This window comes from Paenibacillus timonensis (assembly GCF_022427145.1).
GTDB lineage: Bacteria > Bacillota > Bacilli > Paenibacillales > Paenibacillaceae > Fontibacillus > Fontibacillus timonensis.
The window spans coordinates 1-18,745 of record NZ_JAKSXN010000029.1 but is presented as its reverse complement, the minus strand read 5'-3'; the positions used below and the strand labels follow the sequence as shown (position 1 = coordinate 18,745).

At 54.3% G+C, this 18,745-nt stretch carries 18 protein-coding genes; 3 read left to right on the top strand and 15 right to left on the bottom strand.

Annotation, left to right across the window (positions count from 1 at the left end):
• Positions 1-86 precede the first annotated feature (86 nt).
• Together MJ257_RS12850 and nrdR are read right to left on the bottom strand one after the other, a co-directional pair.
• On the bottom strand, positions 87-1,043 hold the full coding sequence (locus tag MJ257_RS12850; protein WP_240269637.1) for a phosphate ABC transporter substrate-binding protein: 957 nt from the start codon (positions 1,041-1,043) through the stop codon (positions 87-89).
• A gap of 186 nt (positions 1,044-1,229) precedes the next feature.
• Positions 1,230-1,700, bottom strand: coding sequence for a transcriptional regulator NrdR (gene nrdR / locus MJ257_RS12845; protein WP_240269636.1), 471 nt, complete (start codon positions 1,698-1,700; stop codon positions 1,230-1,232).
• Positions 1,701-1,836: 136 nt separating this feature from the next.
• Here nrdR and MJ257_RS12840 point away from each other — a divergent pair, with 136 nt between their 5' ends.
• Positions 1,837-2,058, top strand: coding sequence for an alpha/beta-type small acid-soluble spore protein (locus MJ257_RS12840; RefSeq protein WP_059046046.1), 222 nt, complete (start codon positions 1,837-1,839; stop codon positions 2,056-2,058).
• Positions 2,059-2,132: 74 nt separating this feature from the next.
• On the opposite strand, the gene MJ257_RS12835 is transcribed toward MJ257_RS12840, so the two are convergent.
• From MJ257_RS12835 to MJ257_RS12790, 10 genes are all read right to left on the bottom strand, one after another.
• Positions 2,133-2,696 (bottom strand): lytic transglycosylase domain-containing protein, encoded by a 564-nt coding sequence (locus tag MJ257_RS12835; protein ID WP_240269635.1) that lies wholly within the window; start codon positions 2,694-2,696, stop codon positions 2,133-2,135.
• On the bottom strand, positions 2,693-3,289 hold the full coding sequence (gene coaE / locus MJ257_RS12830; protein WP_240269634.1) for a dephospho-CoA kinase: 597 nt from the start codon (positions 3,287-3,289) through the stop codon (positions 2,693-2,695). Before coaE ends, MJ257_RS12835 begins: the two co-directional genes overlap by 4 nt.
• A gap of 38 nt (positions 3,290-3,327) precedes the next feature.
• On the bottom strand, positions 3,328-4,203 hold the full coding sequence (mutM, locus tag MJ257_RS12825; RefSeq protein WP_240269633.1) for a DNA-formamidopyrimidine glycosylase: 876 nt from the start codon (positions 4,201-4,203) through the stop codon (positions 3,328-3,330).
• A gap of 51 nt (positions 4,204-4,254) precedes the next feature.
• Positions 4,255-6,915 (bottom strand): DNA polymerase I, encoded by a 2,661-nt coding sequence (polA, locus tag MJ257_RS12820; RefSeq protein WP_240269632.1) that lies wholly within the window; start codon positions 6,913-6,915, stop codon positions 4,255-4,257.
• 148 nt (positions 6,916-7,063) lie between these two features.
• A complete protein-coding gene (gene phoU, locus MJ257_RS12815; RefSeq protein ID WP_240269631.1) occupies positions 7,064-7,723 on the bottom strand; it encodes a phosphate signaling complex protein PhoU in 660 nt (219 codons plus the stop codon).
• An 18-nt stretch (positions 7,724-7,741) separates the two neighbouring features.
• On the bottom strand, positions 7,742-8,497 hold the full coding sequence (pstB, locus tag MJ257_RS12810) for a phosphate ABC transporter ATP-binding protein PstB (RefSeq protein ID WP_240269630.1): 756 nt from the start codon (positions 8,495-8,497) through the stop codon (positions 7,742-7,744).
• Positions 8,498-8,734: 237 nt separating this feature from the next.
• Positions 8,735-9,943 (bottom strand): methyl-accepting chemotaxis protein, encoded by a 1,209-nt coding sequence (locus tag MJ257_RS12805; protein ID WP_240269629.1) that lies wholly within the window; start codon positions 9,941-9,943, stop codon positions 8,735-8,737.
• A 141-nt stretch (positions 9,944-10,084) separates the two neighbouring features.
• Entirely contained in the window at positions 10,085-10,810 is a 726-nt protein-coding gene (locus tag MJ257_RS12800) for a response regulator transcription factor (protein ID WP_240269628.1), read from the bottom strand.
• A 147-nt stretch (positions 10,811-10,957) separates the two neighbouring features.
• A complete protein-coding gene (gene pnpS / locus MJ257_RS12795) occupies positions 10,958-12,754 on the bottom strand; it encodes a two-component system histidine kinase PnpS (protein WP_240269627.1) in 1,797 nt (598 codons plus the stop codon).
• 2 nt (positions 12,755-12,756) lie between these two features.
• Complete coding sequence (locus MJ257_RS12790) at positions 12,757-14,307, bottom strand: fumarate hydratase (RefSeq protein WP_240269626.1); 1,551 nt, start codon at positions 14,305-14,307, stop codon at positions 12,757-12,759.
• A gap of 174 nt (positions 14,308-14,481) precedes the next feature.
• Between MJ257_RS12790 and yfbR the strand changes: the two genes are divergently transcribed.
• Positions 14,482-15,102, top strand: coding sequence for a 5'-deoxynucleotidase (gene yfbR, locus MJ257_RS12785; protein ID WP_240269625.1), 621 nt, complete (start codon positions 14,482-14,484; stop codon positions 15,100-15,102).
• A 98-nt stretch (positions 15,103-15,200) separates the two neighbouring features.
• Here the strand turns inward: yfbR and MJ257_RS12780 are convergent, their stop codons facing one another.
• A complete protein-coding gene (locus MJ257_RS12780) occupies positions 15,201-16,070 on the bottom strand; it encodes an SDR family oxidoreductase (RefSeq protein WP_240269624.1) in 870 nt (289 codons plus the stop codon).
• A gap of 101 nt (positions 16,071-16,171) precedes the next feature.
• Complete coding sequence (locus MJ257_RS12775; RefSeq protein WP_240269623.1) at positions 16,172-17,056, bottom strand: glycosyltransferase family 2 protein; 885 nt, start codon at positions 17,054-17,056, stop codon at positions 16,172-16,174.
• A gap of 161 nt (positions 17,057-17,217) precedes the next feature.
• Between MJ257_RS12775 and MJ257_RS12770 the strand changes: the two genes are divergently transcribed.
• Positions 17,218-17,550: a helix-turn-helix domain-containing protein gene (locus tag MJ257_RS12770; RefSeq protein WP_240269622.1), complete on the top strand. Its 333-nt coding sequence runs from the start codon at positions 17,218-17,220 to the stop codon at positions 17,548-17,550.
• A gap of 59 nt (positions 17,551-17,609) precedes the next feature.
• Here MJ257_RS12770 and MJ257_RS12765 read toward each other — a convergent pair whose 3' ends face one another.
• A complete protein-coding gene (locus tag MJ257_RS12765; RefSeq protein ID WP_240269682.1) occupies positions 17,610-18,035 on the bottom strand; it encodes a hypothetical protein in 426 nt (141 codons plus the stop codon).
• Positions 18,036-18,745: the final 710 nt, after the last annotated feature.

Genomic DNA, 18,745 nt, shown 5'->3' with positions numbered 1-18,745 from the left:
ACCTCTCCCTTTAATAACAGCACAGAAAGAGGCAGAACAGTCCGCCTCTTGCCGCGCCGATATGATGTTATCGAGTCCTGCTATTGTTACTTCGTGATGTTGCCGTCAACATCGCGCTTGACTTGCATTTTGCTGATCGGAATATAACCAAGCTCTACAACGTCGCCGTTATCGCCTTGGACGTCAGGAGAAACCATGAAGTCCAAGAACGCTTTTACCACTTCGTTCGGCTCGCCTTTCGTGTACATGTGCTCGTAAGCCCACACCGGATATGTCCCGTTCGCTACGTTCTCTTCCGTCGCATCGACGCCTTCGTATTTCACGACCTTCACGGAATCGTCAAGGTAGGACAAGGCGAGATATCCGATTGCTCCCGGCGTTTCGCCGACGAGCTTCTTCACCGTACCGGAGGAATCCTCTTGGATCGAACCTTGCAGGTCTTCCGTTTTCGTGCCCAGCGCGTATTTCTCGAACGTTGCGCGCGTCCCGGAGCTCGACGGACGGTTTACGATTTGGATCGCTTGATCCGGACCGCCGAGGTCTTTCCAGTTCGTTACTTTCCCGGTGAAGATTTGAACCAGTTGATCTTTCGTCAAATTGTCGACGGTGATGTCCGGGTTAACGACGGCAGCCATCGCGACGACGGCAACTTGATGGTCAACCAGTTCGCCGGCTTGTGCCGCTTCCAGCTTCTCTTCTGCAAAGACGTCTGAGTTCCCGATGTCCGCTTGGCCTCCGGAAACCTGCGTCAGCCCCGTGCCGCTGCCTCCGCCTTGAACTTGTATAGAAACGTTAGGATTTTGATCCATGAATGTTTTCGAAACTTGGTCTACCAAAGGTTGCAATGCCGAGGAACCTACAGCCAGGATCGATCCGGACAGTTCCGATGCGGCTGCATTGCCGCCGTTGTTCGCGGAAGCTTCATCCGTGGTCCCGCCGTTTGTTCCGGCCGTGTTGTTTTGTGCCGCGTTGTTGTTTTGACCACATGCCGCCAGCGTCAAGCTCAACACCAAAGTCAAAACCAATAGCATACTCTTTTTCATTGTCTTAGGTATCCCCCTTATGTGATTTACATTTTGATTATAGAAAGCGAAGATTAATCCTGTGTTTTCGTTTTGTAAACTTTGTGTAAAATGAAGAGGCAAATCTCTTCGTTTCTTTAGTCTTTGCTAAATAAATAAAAAAAACACTCCTGCGCCTTTCGGCGAAGAGTGCTTGATTGATTCGAATTATTCGGAGACCTCCGTATTTTTGGACAGCAGGCCTTTGAGCTCTTTCATAAACATGTTGATGTCTTTGAATTGGCGATAAACCGAAGCAAACCGGACATAAGCCACCTCATCCACCGGATACAGCTGCTCCATCACCAATTCGCCGATCTCCCGGCTTTCGACCTCCGCATTAGCGGAATGCCGCAAGGAACGCTCCACCTCGGAAACGATGGATTCCAGCTGCTCTACGGATACCGGACGTTTCTCGCAGGCCCGGATCAAGCCCCGCAGCATTTTCTCCCGGCTGAATTCCTCGCGGCTCCCGCCTTTCTTAATGACGATCAGCGGCATTTCCTCCACCATTTCGAACGTCGTAAACCGCCGGCTGCATTTCTCGCATTCGCGGCGGCGGCGGATGGAACGGTTCTCGTTGGCCGGCCTCGAATCAAGCACCTTGGTCCCTAAATAATCGCAATACGGACATTTCAAGCTAGAACGCCTCCCCTCTAAACGCCGTTATGACGGCTTTTTTGCCCTACTGGCAATAAATTACTTTAAATTCATCGGATTGAAGTTGATAGTCCGGCACATAATACTGTTACCAACCACAAGGAGGTGAACAATCATGGCCCAAAATAATAACTCTTCGAACGACCTGGTGGTTAGACAAGCTTCCGGAGCTTTGGATCAAATGAAATATGAAATCGCTCAGGAGCTTGGCATCTCTTTCCCACAAGACGGATATGCTGGTAACCTGACTTCTTACGAAAACGGTTCGATCGGTGGTTTCATTACGAAACGTTTGGTCACCCTGGCTGAACAACAGCTGGCAGGTCAATTCAAATAATCCGATCAACTGAAGGAAGCATTGACTGGCGTTTAGCCGGTCGATGCTTTCTTTTGTATTTTCGCCAAATCCGCCTAAAACTCCTCGTAAATCTTCAGATATTGCTTGTAATAATGGGAGACCCGCTGAACGTAATGCCGGGTTTCGCCGAACGGGATATCCTGCGCCGTCTCCAGCCGTCCGTCCCACCGTCCGCTCTTCAGCCAGTTCTTCACATTCGTCGGACCGGCGTTATAAGCCGCGATCATGGCGATTGGGTTGCCTTCGAATTGATCGGAGAGCGACCTCAAGTACCAGGTGCCGATTCGGATATTCGTCTCCGTCTCGTTGCGAATGTCCTCCAGCGTCGTGTCGGGCAGCTTCGCTTTAGTGATCACCCACTCCGCCGTATCCGGCATGATTTGCATAATTCCGAGCGCCCCTTTTCGGGACTCGGCCCCCGACTTGTAATTCGTCTCGACCTTGATGATCGCCGCGACGATAAACGGATCTAACCCGTTGTTTTTGGCGTGCAACCGGATTTCCTCTTTATAATAAATCGGATAAAATAACGAAAGCCAAGCGGAATTAAAAAAGATCAGGACCGTGAAACCGATAAACAGCAGAAGCAGGACTCTTTTTTTGCGAAGCCACCTCATCTTAGTCCCTTATCCCGCCAAAAGTCGTCGATCTGCCGTCTCGTCTCGTCAAGTCCACCGCTGTTATCAATCAAAATATCCGCCCTCTCCTTCTTTTGTTCGATATCCATCTGGGCGCTTAACCGCTGTTCGGCCGCTTCCCGGGATAACCCGTCCCTAAGGATCAACCGGGACAACTGCATCTCCCGGGGCACGTACACGACCATGATTTCTTCATATAACGGATCCAGACCGGATTCGTAAAGCAAAGGGATATCCGCCACCACCAGTCTTTGCGGATCCACTTCTTCCAACTCCTCCAGGCGCCGCTTCATTTCGGAGCGGATGGCGGGATGTGTTAAAGACTCCAGCGCCTTCCGCTCCTCCGGATGCGTGAACACGATTTCGCCGAGCTTCTTGCGATTTAGCGTCCCGTCGGGGTGAAGCACATCCTGGCCGAAACGTTCGCTGACGGCGGCTAACACCGGATGGCCCGGCTCCATAATCTCTCTGGCGATCACGTCCGCATCAATCACGGCGGCACCGCGGCTGGCCAGCATGCGGGAAACCGTGCTTTTCCCGGTGGCAATGCCTCCGGTGAGTCCGATGTTCATTCCCTTACACCTCACTGTTCTGACTTGGAGCTTCGGTCTCAACCTTGTCTTCCGTTTCGTTGTTGCCGCGCCTTCTGGCTTGTCCGGTAAGGCGGCTGACAAGTCGGGCAAAAATGCGTACCCCGCCCTCCTACGACCGTCTTCACCACCGGCTGCCCGCAATTCAGGCAAGGCTCTCCTTGGCGGCCATACATGCGCAGGGAATGCTGGAACATCCCCATTTCCCCCTGCCCGTTGACGTAGGATTTGATGGAGGAGCCTCCCGCTTCCACCGCTTCGGTCAGCGTATCCACAATAGCGGCATGAAGCCGCTCCAGTTGCCGTTTAGTCAGCTTGTCCGCCGGATGCTCCGGATGGATTCCCGCCCGGAACAGCGCCTCATCTACATAAATATTCCCCAGGCCCACGATGTATTCCTGGTTTAATAACGCCGGCTTGATCTTGGTGGTTCGCCGAGAGATTGCCTCTAGGAAGGCGGCTTCCGTGAAGGAGGCATCCAAGGGCTCCAACCCCAGTTTCGCCAAAGGCTTCTGCTTAAATTCCTCTCCGGGCGCAAACAGATGCATGGTCCCGAACTGTCGCACATCCTTGTAACGGAGCTCCGTCCCGTCCGTAAACCGGAAGATCACGTGAGTATGCTTCTCCACCTCATCGCCGGTCCGATACACCCCATAACGCCCTTCCATCCGCAAATGGGAGACGAGCACCAGCCCGTCCATGACGATGCGCAAAAATTTCCCGCGGCGGCCGATCTCTACGATGGTATGACCGGCGAGCTCGGTTTCAAACCGTTTGATATCATCCGGCCTTTGGATGATCCGCGGCAGATAAACCTCTACGCTTTGAATCGTCTTCCCGACGATCAGCTGGGTTAATGTCCGTCGGACCGTTTCGACCTCCGGCAATTCCGGCATATCCTCTCACCTCGTTCTAAGATGTTATGGGGAGCTTACTTCGTCTTTCGCCTACTTCGCTTCGTACCAATTCAAGCCGCTGGACACTTCGGCCTTCAGCGGAACGGTGAGTTCCAAGGCTTTCCCCATCGTTTCCGGAACCAGCTTGCTCATGAGCTCCAGCTCCTCCGGCGGCACTTCGAATACCAATTCGTCATGCACCTGGAGCAGCATACGGCTCTTGAGCCCATGCTTGTGCAGCTCCTCGTCCATCCGCACCATCGCCAGCTTGATGATGTCCGCCGCGGTTCCCTGGATCGGCGTATTCATGGCGGTACGCTCGGCAAAGGAGCGCAAGTTGAAGTTCGAAGCGTTGATTTCCGGCAAATAACGACGGCGCTCCAGCAGCGTTTTGACGTAACCGTCGCGTTTGGCTTCCTTGACGATCTCGTCCATGTAACGTCGAACGCCTTGGAATGCATTGAAGTATTGTTCGATAAACCGGGCCGCTTCTTTCCGCGTGATGTTCAGGTTCTGGGACAAACCGTAATCGCTGATCCCGTAAACGATCCCGAAATTGACCGCTTTGGCCGAGCGGCGCATATTGGCGTCGACCTGGTCCGGCCCTACGCCAAATACATCCATGGCCGTCTTCGTATGAATGTCCATATCGTGCAGGAACGCTTCCTGCAACCCCGGATCCCCGGAAATGTGAGCCAACACGCGGAGCTCGATTTGCGAGTAGTCCGCGGCCAGAATAAACCAACCTTCCTCCGATGGTACAAATACCTTGCGGATTTTGCGGCCTTCTTCAAGGCGAATCGGGATGTTCTGCAGGTTCGGAAACTGGCTGCTCAAGCGTCCGGTGGCGGCGATCGTTTGCCGGAAATACGTATGCACCTTGCCCGTTTTCGGCGAAATTTCCTTCAGCAGCCCCTCGACATAGGTCGATTGCAGCTTGGCCAACTGGCGGTATTCCAGAATAAACTGCACGATTTCATGGTAAGGCGCCAGCTTCTCCAGCACTTCCGCGTCCGTCGAGTAACCGGTTTTGGTCTTCTTGATGACCGGCAACCCCAGCTTATCGAACAGGATTTCCCCTAACTGTTTGGTGGAGTTGATATTAAACTCCTGGCCGGCGATTTCGTAAATTCGCGCGACCAATTTGTTGATCTGGGCTTCAAATTCCACGCCGAGCTCTTTCAAGGCTTCCTTGTTTACGGCGACGCCTTGCTTCTCCATGTCGGCCAAAATCCGGGATAACGGCATTTCCAGTTCGTAGAACAGCCGCTTCATTTCATATTTCTCCAGCTCCTGCCGCTGCAGCGGCAGAATGCGCAGCAAGGCGTCCGCCTTGCGGGCCAAATGGCGGCTTAACGCCTCCGGCTCCGGCACCTTGAATTTGGCGCCTTTGCCGTATACCTCATCGTCGCCGGGTACCGGCGGCAACTGGTATTTCGCCGCCAGGCCGCTGATCGTCTGGTCGCTTTCCGTCGGATCCAGCAAATAGGCGGCCAGTTGCACGTCATGTTCGGCTCCGGCAAACGCAACGCCTTGCCAGAACAGCACCAAATCCGCCCGGTGTAAATCGTAACCGCGCTTCGGCACGTGCTCGTCGGCCAGCCAAGCGCGCACATCCGCGGCCGCTTCCGATTGCAGCACGTCAAACGGCAGGAAATAATGGCGGCTGGCGGTGGACAACACCATGCCCATCATCGTGGCCTGATGCGGGTTCTCCCCATAGGATTCCACGATGATCCCTTCGATGTTCGGCAAATCGGCGGTCAGCTCGGAAAGGTTATCCCGCTCAACCGCGGTAACGTCAATTTCAACCTGTTCCGCAGGAGCCGCTTCGCCGGCCGCATTCCCGCCGCCGGCAAAGGACATCCGCTCCAGCAGCGACTTAAACTCCAGCTTGCGCAGCATCGGAACGGCGGCTTCCTCCTGGATGCCGTCAAACTTCATCTCCTCCCAGGAGCGTTCGACGGGAACCTCGCGGAAAATGGTCGCCAGCTGTTTGCTCATGCGGGCGTCATCGGCATGGTTCACCAGATTTTCCTTCATTTTTCCCTTCAATTCATCGGTATGGGCCAGCACTTCCTCAACGGAACCGAACTGGTGCAGTAATTTCAGGGCCGTCTTCTCCCCGATCCCCGGCACACCGGGGATATTGTCGGACGTATCGCCCATCAACCCTTTCAAATCGATGATTTGCAGCGGCTTCAGTCCATATTTCTCCTCGATTTGCTGCGGATCATAAGGCTCGACTTCACTAACGCCTTTGCGCGTTAACGCCACTTTCACCCGGTCGCTGACGACCTGCAGCATATCTTTGTCGCCGGTAACGACGAGCACTTCTTGACCGGCTTCCTCCGCCCGTTTGCTTAAGGTGCCGATAATGTCGTCCGCTTCGTACCCGGCCAGTTCGAACCAAGCGATGCCAAAGCTCTCCAGCAGCTCGCGCATCAGCGGAAACTGCTCGGACAGCTCGGGCGGCGTTTTGTCGCGTCCGCCTTTATATTCCTGGTACCCTTCATGACGGAACGTGACCTTGCCCGCATCAAAGGCAACCAGCATATGCGTCGGGCGTTCCTCCTGGATCAAGCGCAGCAGCATGTTCGTAAAACCGTAAACGGCATTCGTATGCAGGCCGCTGGAGTTCGTGAGCGGCGGCATGGCAAAAAATGCCCGGTAAATAATGCTGTTACCATCTATAAGTATCAATTTTTCCATACGACACCTCGTCCACAGTTTTCTACCTTCTCTTATGATAACACAGGGGCCATCCCGATAACACCAAAGCCGGCATTGGAAAAGAAAAACCGGCCGCTGCTTGCGAAATTTCGCAAACGGCGGCCGGTTGTAGGCAGGGAAAGCTCGATTATTGATTCAGGTCCGGACGATGGCCGGTCACCAGATATACGGCACTTTCGCCGATATTCGTCGCGTGGTCGGCGATTCGTTCGATATACCGGCCCACCAGCGTCAACAACATCGCCTGCTGGAGGGATTCCGGATTCGCGATCATAAATGAATACAGCTCGTGAATCATCTGGCTGTACAGGTGATCGACCTCGTCGTCATCCTTGGCCATTTTATAAGCCAAATCGGTATTCTCGTCCAAGTACGATTGCAGCGACTCCCGCAACATCAGAATGACGAGCTCGGACATTTTGGGAATATCGATCAACGGTTTGATTAATTTCTGGCCCTCCAGCCGCGTGGTGACCTTGGCGATATCGATGGCCAGATCTCCCATGCGCTCCAAATCGCTGGAAATTTTGAAAGCCACGATGATCCGGCGCAAATCCTTGGCCACCGGTTGCTGGGTCACGATTAGGCGCGAGCCGATCTCCATGACCTGCTCCTCCATCCGGTTGAGCTCTGCGTCCCGCTCCACGATCCCTTTCGCTTTGGCCGAGTCCAAAGCCTGCAAAGCGCTGATAGCCTCCGACAAAGCGTGTTCGACATGCTCGCCCATCTGTCTCAGCAGCTGCCTTAAATCCTCGAGGTTCTGATCAAATTCTTTTCTTTGAATCATCTTGCTGCAGCCTCCTTATTATCCGAAACGACCGGAAATGTAATCTTCAGTGCGTGGATCCTGCGGTGTGGAGAAGAGCTTCTGCGTATCGTCCGCCTCCACGATCTCCCCGTTCAGGAAAAAGACGGTCCGGCCCGAGATGCGCGCCGCCTGATGCATGTTATGCGTCACCATGACGATCGTATAACTATCTTTTAATTGCTGCACCAGCTCCTCAATCTTGAGGGTTGAAATCGGGTCCAGCGCTGAAGTGGCTTCGTCCATCAGCAGAATATCCGGCTGCACGGCGATGGCCCGGGCGATGCATAGACGCTGCTGCTGCCCGCCGGACAAGCTGAGTGCAGACCGTTTCAGGAAATCTTTGACCTCATCCCACAACACGGCCTGGCGAAGACTCCGTTCCACGATTTCATCCAGGGCCGCTTTGCTCTTGATGCCGTGCAGCCGAGGGCCGTAGGCAACATTGTCATATATCGATTTTGGAAAAGGATTCGGCTGCTGAAACACCATACCCACCCGTTTGCGCAAGGCTTCCACCTGAACGTCGTCACCGTAGATGTCGGTACCGGCGATTTGTACAGAGCCTTCGATCCGCGTTCCCGGAATCATATCGTTCATCCGGTTCAACGTGCGGAGAAGCGTCGACTTCCCGCAGCCGGAAGGCCCGATGAAGGCGGTGATCGCTTTCTCCGGAATATCCAGAGAAACGTCCTTTAGCGCATGGAATCGGTCATAATACAAGTTCAACTTTTGAATCCGGATAATGTTATCCATCACAGTTCTCCTTCACAAATAAACATCTTTGCCTCCGGCAGCAGGTCTTATGCCTGACCGACCGGGGAAATGCAGGGCAAACTTGAAGCACGGTACCCGCCTTCCAGCGGGCCCGTGCCGGTGCTTCAACTATTGATTTAGTATGCGCGTATGATGATTTATCCCATGTAAAACAGTTTCATTTTATCGTACTTATGTAAAAGAACATGGGTCTAAATGTAAACGCAGTGTAAAATCTTACGCAAGCGACGCCAGATGCTGCAATTCGTCAAGCACGGTTCTCGTTCTGCCGGCTGCCGTTTCCGATGACCGGAACATTTCCTGGCCGCGTTCCTCTACTGTACGCGCGGAAGCCACCAGCGCTTGGAACGTCCCGTCCGCGTTACCGACCCGCCCATGGCTCTCCGCCATCTCCTCTGCCGTAGTGGAAGCAGTGCCCGCCGTTTGCTGGATCAAACGGTTCACGACGCCCAGCGTCGAGCCGATCTCCTCCGAGAAGCTCTTGGTCTGCAGGGCGAGCTTGCGAACCTCGGAAGCCACGACGGCAAACCCCCGTCCATGATCGCCCGCATGCGCCGCTTCGATCGAGGCGTTCATGGCCAGCATGCCGCTTTGATCCGCGAGACTGCGAATATGATCGGCGACCGACGAGATTTGCTTGGTCCGCTCTAGCAGCTCCGCCATTTGTTTCTCTTGGGAACGGGTCATTTCGAGCACGCGGGTAAACGACGCCTTGACGGCCTCCAGCTCTTGCCGCCCTTCCGCCGATAATCCACTCATCCGCTCGGATTCCAGCAAGCTTCGTTTCGCGGACTCCGCCACTTCGGCTATCGAGCGCTCGATCTCGACGATCCGGTCGCGGCTTTCCCGGACCGCCGTCTGCCTGGCTTCATCCGCCTCCCGTTGCAGCTGCCGGGACATCTGCATCAGATCCTGAACCGTCAGGATCCCGTAATATTGACCTAAATCGGTCAGGATCAACCCGTCGTAGAAGGAGGCGCCTTCCCGTCCGAGCGCTTGATCCAGCAGTTCTCCGGGAGGCGTATCGAGCTCGCAGATCAGCGGTTGCCGCTGGGCAAACCGAAACGCGGACTCTTCATAAAACAGATCGGCGGCAAACCGTCCGGCCAGATGGCGAAAGAAACGATCCCGCATCAGCAGCCCCATCGGCTTGTGATCATCATCACAAATCACGATGCATGGGAGCTCCGGCTGCTTTTGAAACTGCCCTAGCACATGACGGCAGGTGACCTCCGCTCCGATCACAGGAACCTTGCGGCAATAGAAGCGAACCTCTACCGCAGCGACTTCTGTGACTTCTGCAAATGCTGCGGCCGAAGGCTCCCCAGCCATTCTGCCGTCTCCCTCCACCGTCCCCCGTAGATCTCCGCTTTCCCCGTTTGCTGCCACATTCTCTGTCTCTTCAAGCGCTGAACGTTCCAACACTGCGATGGCCTGATTTTCCAACCTGAACCACTCCCCCGTATGTATTCGTTTACGTTCGATCTACTAGAATCATAGTGGGAGATTGTTAAGGTCATGTTTTCGGGACTTTTGCCCTATGTAAAAAGAACGCCCATCATGAATTTACATGATGGACGCTTTTTTCTTGTTGACAACCAATTTATAGCCGACGCCGCGAATAGAATCGATGTGCACCGACTGCGGATCCAGCTCAAGCTTCTTCCGCAGCGAGCTGACGTGGACATCCACCGTCCGCTGCCCCCCAATATAGTCGAACCCCCATACGGCATTCATGAGATCGTCCCGGGTCATCACGACGCCGGGCTTGCGGGCCAAATACAACAGCACCTCGAACTCCTTCGGCCTAAGTGTGATCGCTTCCCCGTTCAACGTGACTTCGTATTTCTCCGGATAAATCGTCAAGGCCCCCAGCGCAATTTGCGAATTCTCCTGTTGGGCCGGTTTGTCGCGTTCCTCCTGGCCGGACGATCGGCGGAGAACGGCGGCGACGCGAGCCAGCAGTTCGGCCACGCCAAACGGTTTCGTAATGTAATCGTCGGCGCCGGATTTCAAGCCCTGCACGACTTCCTCCTCCGCATTTTTTGCGGTCAGGATGATCACCGGCGTCATCACGCCTTCGCTACGCAGCTTCGACATGATTTCGAATCCGTTCATGCCCGGCAGCATCAAATCGAGCAATATCAAATCAAAATCCTGCTGCAGTGCGGTTTCATAACCGGTCTGCCCGTGATCCTCTACGACAACTTCATAGCCTTCGCTCGTCAGGTTGTAAGACAAAAGCCGGGATAACGTCGGTTCATCTTCGATAACCAATAGACGTTGTGTCATAGTACCCCCCATTTGTTTGCGGTACAAGTTCATGCTCTGAACCAATATCGATTTCATGACAAGCCCAGCATATCACGGCATTGTTAACGCGGTGTAAAGTTTTTCAAAAACGGTTTACACTTTATTCGTAGGTTCCCCGGGCCGGTCTTAATCATCCAAGGCATGCATCAGGGGAAGTTCCAAAATAAACGTCGTTCCTTCACCGACTTTGCTCTCCACGCGGATGGTGCCGTGGTGCAGCTCCACGAGGTGTTTAACGATGGACAAGCCTAGACCCGTACCGCCGGAGCTGCGGGATCTGGCCTTATCCACCCGGTAAAAGCGTTCGAAAATCCGCGGCAAATCCTTTTTGGGAATGCCGATCCCCGTATCGCTCACCACGAAACGAACCTTCTCTTCGTCTCCGCCTTCGCCTACTATGCTAGCCGAGACGCGTACTTTCCCGCCTTCCAGGGAATAGCTGATCGCGTTAGACAGCAGATTCATGAAGATTTGCCGCAGCCGGTCTTCATCCCCTTCGATAAACAGATGTTCAGGCACGTCATGCGCCATCGAGATGGATTTTTTGCCGGCCGCCGGTAAAAGCACCTCATAAATGCTGTCGAACAGCTCTTTCAGCTGTACGGGGGCGTATTCCAGCGGTACCCGCTTCGATTCGATTTTGGATAGCTCGAGAATGTCGCCGATCAACCGGTTTAACCGGTCTCCCTCGTCATAAATGATCTGCAGGAAGGACCGGGCGGTTTCCTCGTCCTTCACCCCGCCGGCGAGCAGCGTTTCGGCGAAACCTTTGACCGCCGCAATCGGCGTCTTCAACTCATGGGACACGTTGGCGACGAATTCGCTGCGCATGCGTTCCAGCCTGCGGATATCGGTGACGTCCTGCATCAGGAACAACATGCCGCGGTAGCTGCCGTTATCCTCAAACATCGGGACGCTGTCGAACAGCAGGATTTTCTCTTCGGGATCGTAAACGTTCCGTTCCTCTTGAACCGCTTCCTTGCGGGCAATGCCTTCTTCCATGAATTTGATGAATTCATAGTTGCGCTTGAGCACCTGATACGATTTGCCCAACAGCAGTTCGCCCTTCATATGCAGGATCCTCTCCGCCTCCCGATTGATCAAGGCGATACGCTCCGAGGCATCCACCATGAGAATGCCGCCGGTCATGTTCGCGAGCACGCTCTGCATCAAATCCTCGTTATCGCGGATCCGCTTGAGCTGCTGCTGCAAACTGTCCGCCATCCCGTTGATCGCCAGGCCCAATTGACCGATTTCATCCTTGCGGGCCAGCTTGACCCTGGCGTCGTAATCGAAACCGGAGATGCGATGGGCAACGCGGGTGATCTGTTCCAGCGGTTTGGTCAAACCGGCCGCCACCCGGTAACTTACCAGCCCGGCGACAAGGAAAAGGATAAGCAGTCCGCCAAACATCCAGATCCACCCTTGGACAAGCCCCTTCTCCACGTCGGCCAAACTCATGGAAAGACGAATGTAGCCGTCAAATTCGCCGGCGGTCACGCGGTGCGCGACGTACAGCATATTTTCGCCGATCGTGTCGCTGTACCGGATCGCGCTGCCGACGTTCCCGTCTGCGGCCGACTCGATTTCCTGCCGATGAGCATGGTTATCCATCCGCTCCGGATCGGATTCGGAATCGCCAACGACGATGCCGTCCAGCGTGATGAAAGTGACCCGGGAATCGGTCAGCTCCTGAAGCTGCTTCGCTTGTCGTTCGTAGTAGTCGTTCGCTTCGGGATTCCCTTCCGCGGGAACGAAATCGAGGGTCGCTTCCAGCAAGTTAATTTCCCGGGCCATATTTTCCTCTAACGCCCGGATATGCGAGTTTTTAAACATTTGGGCCATCGTGATGCCGGCAGCCAGCATCGAGATGCCAAGCAGGATCATTAAGATCAGGGTTAGGCGTGAACGAAAAGTTTTCATTGTTATTTGAACACCGGATCCTTAAAAGCGGCCAGTTTCATCAGCGAATCCTTCTCCACGCCTTCATGCAGGCTGTCTCCATGCGAATCCATCGTTACGATCGCGGCAAACCCTTCGACCTCCAGATGCCACATCGCTTCCGGAACGCCGAATTCCATGAAATCGACGCCGTTTACCTTCTTGATGCATTCCGCATAATACTGCGCCGCCCCGCCAATCGCGTTCAGATACACGCCGCCATGCTCTTTCAAGGCAGCAAGCGTCTTAGGACCCATGCCGCCCTTGCCGATCACCGCGCGGATGCCGAATTTCTTCATAATGTCTCCTTGGTACGGTTCCTCGCGGATGCTGGTCGTCGGTCCGGCCGCCTTCACGTGCCAACCTTCCTCGTCCTTCAGCATCACCGGTCCGCAGTGGTAAATGACCGCTCCGTTCAAATCCAGCGGCGCGTCGTGATCCATCAAATATTTGTGCAGGGCATCGCGGCCGGTATGCATTTCTCCGTGGATGACCACGACATCGCCGACCCGCAGGCTGCGGATTTGCTCCTCCGTCACCGGCGTTTGCAGCACGATTTCGCGGCTGGCCGGGGCCGGAGATTCTTCGGATGCCGTATCTGTTGCGGCCGCTTCAAGATCCCCTACCGGCACGTCGCTGCCGCGCTCGTAAAGCCATTCGCGAATGGCGCCGGTTGCGGGATCGATGTCCACCCCTTGGCGGCGGAACGCCCAGCAGTTGTACGCAACCGACACAAAGAAGCTGGCCGGAAGCCGGTTGATCGCCCCGATTTTGCAGCCGAGCAAGGTCACTTCTCCGCCGAATCCCATCGTACCGATCCCCAGTTGATTGGCCGTTTCCATAATATAACGTTCCAGCCGGTCCAGATCCGGATTCGGGTTAACGTCATCCAGCGGGCGGAACAGCTGCTGCTTGGCTAGCTCATACCCCGTCGTACGGTCGCCGCCGATGCCGACCCCAAGAAATCCTGCGCTGCAGCCCTGCCCCTGCGCCTGATAAACGGCATGCAAAATGCATTTGCGGATGCCGTCGAGATCCCGCCCCGCGCGGCCGAGTCCCTCCAGTTCCGTCGGAAGGCTATATTGTATATTTTTATTCTCGCACCCGCCGCCCTTCAAGATCAGCCGGATGTCGATCGCGTCTTGCTCCCATTGTTCAAAATGAATGACCGGCGTACCCGGCCCCAAGTTGTCTCCACTGTTCTCTCCCGTTAAGGAATCCACGGAATTCGAACGCAGTTTACCTTCCTGGGTCGCCCGCTGCACCGCGGCGTAAATCGCCTTCTTCATCTCGATTTGGTTTGCCCCTACCGGCGTATGCACCATAAAGGTCAACATCCCGGTATCCTGGCAAATCGGCGAGACCTGTTCCTCCGCCATACGGATGTTTTGCGCGATGGTCGACATGGCTAAGCCGGCCCGTGTCGCCCGGTTTTCCTGGGCTCGCCCCCGGTTCACCGCACGCCGCACGTCTCCCGGCAGCTTTGTTGAAGCTTCCACAATCAATTCGTATACGCTTTCTTCAAACTGGTGCATGATCCAAGAATCCCCTCTCCCTGTCATCTTGTTTACCCCTTGGGCGCAAAAAAGCAAAACCTTGTCGCGTCGTTAGCCATATCGTATTCTTCAGATTTATAATAACATAAGAACTAGTTTCGGTTGACAACTTCTGTCCAAAATCCACTCCAAAATAAGCGAGGTTTATCACTGATGAGCTACCATTTCCCTGCTTATCTGTACCGCTTGCGTGCCATCCATCGCTGGAGCCTGATGCGCAGCACCGCCGCCGATAGCGTTGCCGAGCATTCGTTCCATGTCGCGCTGTTGGCCCATCTGCTGTGCGAAATCGGAAACGCCCGTTTCGGGCGCCGCCTGAATGCGGAACGCGCCGCAACGCTGGCGTTGTTCCACGACGCGACGGAAGTATTCACCGGCGACATCCCGACGCCGGTCAAGCATCATAATCCGCGTCTCTTGTCTAACTTCCGCGAAATGGAGGCGATCGCCGCGGAACGTTTGCTCTCCATGGTCCCGCCTGAACTCCAAAACGTGTATGCCCCGCTGCTCTCGCCCGGCCAAACGGCGGACTCGCCGGAGGACACCGTATTGCTGGCGTATGTCAAAGCCGCGGACAGCTTGGATGCTTATTTGAAATGCGCCTGGGAGCTCACTGCCGGCAACCGTGAATTTGCCGTCGCGAAGACGCAGCTTCTGGATAAACTGCAGCGGCTGCAGCTCCCGGAGGTCGCATATTTTCTGGAACACCTGGCGCCCAGCTTTGAAATGACGCTGGATGAGTTATCCGAAGCGGAGGGGCGGGAGGAAGAATAAATCGGTTAGAAGCTGGAAGAACCCCCAAGCAGGTTCGGCGCAGCCGACGAACTTGCTTGGGGGTTCTGTTCACCGGGATATGCCCGGTCACGGCTTCGCTAGCCGTTAACGATCTCTCCACCGTTGATATGCAGGACTTGACCGCTCATATACGAGGAGTCGTCCGAAGCCAGAAATACGTAAGCCGGGGCCAGTTCTTCCGGTTGGCCGGGCCGTTGCATCGGCGTCGTCCCCCCGAATTCGGACACCTGCTTCTCGTTGAAGGTTGACGGGATCAACGGGGTCCATATCGGGCCAGGGGCCACCGCATTCACCCGGATGCCTTTGCTCCCGACCACGTTCATCGACAACGCCCGCGTGAAGCTAACGATAGCCCCTTTCGTTGCCGAATAGTCGATAAGCTGCGGGTTGCCTTTATAGGCCGTCACCGAGGCCGTATTGATGATCGCGCTGCCTTGACGCAAATGCGGCATCGCCGCTTTGGTCAAATAAAACATGGAGAAGAGGTTCGTCCGGAACGTTTTCTCCAGCTGCTTCGCCGAGATGGCTGTTATATCCGGCTGCGGATGCTGCTCGGCCGCGTTGTTGACCAGGATGTCCAGGCGCCCCAGCTCCTGTACCGTTTGCTGCACGGCCTGCTCCGCAAACGCCTCGTCGCCGATATCTCCGGCGATCAGCAGGCATTTGCGCCCTTCCTGCTCGACTTCCTTCCGGGTCACGCCCGCATCGTCATGCTCATTCAAATAAACGATCGCCACGTCAGCCCCCTCTTTGGCGTAGGCTACGGCGACGGCCCGTCCGATGCCGCTGTCGCCGCCGGTGATGAGCGCGACTTTGCCTTTCAGCTTGCCAGCCGCTTGGTAAGTCCCCTCATAGACCGGTCGCGGATGCATTTCCGATTCGACGCCGGGCTGATGGTTTTGGTGCTGAGGCGGCAAGGTCTGCTTCGATTGTCCGTTTCCTGCCATTTCTGCATCCTCCTTCGGGTTATCGGTAATCCAGGTGCGAATATCCCCGATCGCTACCTTCCCTAATTAGGATGACCTGACTGCCCCGCCTTATCCCTTCCCTACTTCCATTGAATTCCGAATCGGTCGAAAAACCATATCTCGTCATGCTTACGAAGAGAGGCATATTTCTCCCTCCGTGCCGAAGTCAGCTCGCTTAGCCCGTACTCGTCCAACGGTTCTGCCCCGAACGCTTGATGCACCTGCTCCCGGCTGGCCGAAATCATTTCATCGCCGAAATGCAAATAGGCAAGGGTCATCAAATCCATCCCCCACTGCTCTCCGCTGTTGTCATAGGGGAAATTCTGCCGGAACACCTGAATCAAAGTAACCTCCGGGACAAAACGGCATCTCCCGCCCTGAAGCCATAATCTCAAGGAGAATTCCGCCGTCTCCAGATCTTTGCCGATAAATCCGTCCTCCATCCCCCCCATATCCCGAAACGTATCGCGCCGGACGGCAAAACACTCCCAGGTCATCCACGGAATCTCGTTTTGACTATCAACCAGTACCGGGTAGCTGCGCACCGATCCGATCCCCCCTCCGACATCCCCCCCTTTCGGGGCAGGGGAGTGCTCGCTCTTCTCAAAAGCGGGCGAGACCCCGTCCGCTTGTCCCTGCATCAACGGCTCCAGCAGCCGCTCCATCCATCCGTCATCATAATATAAATGAGACCCGCAAAAGATCAAATATTCTCCGTCGGCATGTGCTGCCCCGATATTACGGGCCGATATTCCCGGCTCTCCCTTGACCCGCTTAAAAGGCCGGTCGAATCGATAACCCATCAAAAAATCACAACACCCGTCGATAGAACCTTCATCGACGATAATGACTTCATATGGAAGCGTCGTATGCGACACTTTCAAAGACTCCATCGTGGTATACAGATCGATTCCGTTGTTCTTGACCGTAATGATGATCGAAACTGAAGTAGATTGGGAAGGCATGTATAATCTCCTTAATTTGGTTATAATTAATAATTGAACCATTTTAGTAAATCCCACCATTCCATAATAACCCAATTCGTACTTGCAGTAAATACAAACAAAACCTGTAGTTTATTATCTTTCCTCTGGGTTCTCACTAAGGTAAATACAGGAGGGGTGTTATGGATTACGAGGCATTGGGGAAAAGACTGCGTCAAGAAAGGCATAAAATGCACTTGACCCAGGAAAAACTCGCCGAACGCATCGAAGTTTCGGACGCATACATAGGACAAATCGAACGGGGAGAGCGCAGTTTGTCCCTGGAAACACTCGTCAAACTGGCGAATCAATTGGGCGTTACCGTTGATTATTTGCTCCACGATTCGATCGAGATCAGCGACGACCATTTTATGAACCAGATTCAACAGATCGTCATGAATCGATCGCCGAAAGAGAAACAGCTGGCGCTCGATATTTTGAAATTAATGTTTACCCATTTGGACGAATTAGAATAAGAGAATAAAAAGGCCTGCCGGCTATCGCCGGCAGGCCTTTTTATTAGCTTGTGCCTAGATTAAATTATGGTGCTGAACACCATAAAAAACGAAATCAGCAATACCGTCACGGATAACAGCGCACTTAACGTACGCAGCTTTCCTTCCTCCGCCGTCACGGTCTTATTCTGACGGATCCCTTCCAGCGCCAACCGCAGCGGTTTGGCCATGATACCGCTAAACGCGCCGATCGCCAAAAACAAGATGACGATCACGATCATCCAGGGCACGGAATAATCGCCTTGACCGATCAAATATCCGCCCGTCAACAACTGGATCACGAGTCCGATCTGTGCGTATCGGTTCAGGGAGACCACGGCGGATACCGTTCCTTCCTGGGCCGCCAGCGACAATTTGCCGATTCGGCCGAGCACAAACGGCAGGAACAGATAGAAGCCCAACGCCAATGCGCCGATGATATGTAGGAATAACATGACTTGATACATTAACATAACCGTCCTTTCCGCGTCAATTACATTTATTATAATCTATTATAACTTTGGATGGAAATAAAAGAAACGTCTGTTGGGGCGGGGCTAGATAAACCGTGGATAAGGAATGAGGCAACGCTAGGAAATGTTCCTACGATCGCTGTTGCTCGCGGGTTTCTTGATCCGATAAATTCATACGAGGTTGAAACTCGCTCACAAAGGCGAACGCTCCGCTTCTTCGGAATCATTTCCCGCTTATGCCCTGCTCCTTATCGCGATTGAATAGCATAGCCCGCCCCGAACAGACTCGGGGCGGTAGATGAAAACAAACTGATAAGGAATGGGGCAACGCTAGGAAATGTTCCTACGATCGCTGTTGCTCGCAGGTTTCTTAATCCGATAAATTCATACGAGGTTGAAACCCGCTCACAAAGGCGAACGCTCCGCTTCTTCGGAATCATTTCCCGCTTATGCCCTGCTCCTTATCGCGATTGAATAGCATAGCCCGCCCCGAACAGACTCGGGGCGGTAGATGAAAATAAACTGATAAGGATGGGGGCAACGCTAGGAAATGTTCCTACGATCGCTGTTGCTCGCGGGTTTCTTGATCCGATAAATTCATACGAGGTTGAAACCCGCTCACAAAGGCGAACGCTCCGCTTCTTCGGAATCATTTCCCGCTTATGCCCTGCTCCTTATCGCGCCAAAAAAAAGCCTCCCTAACG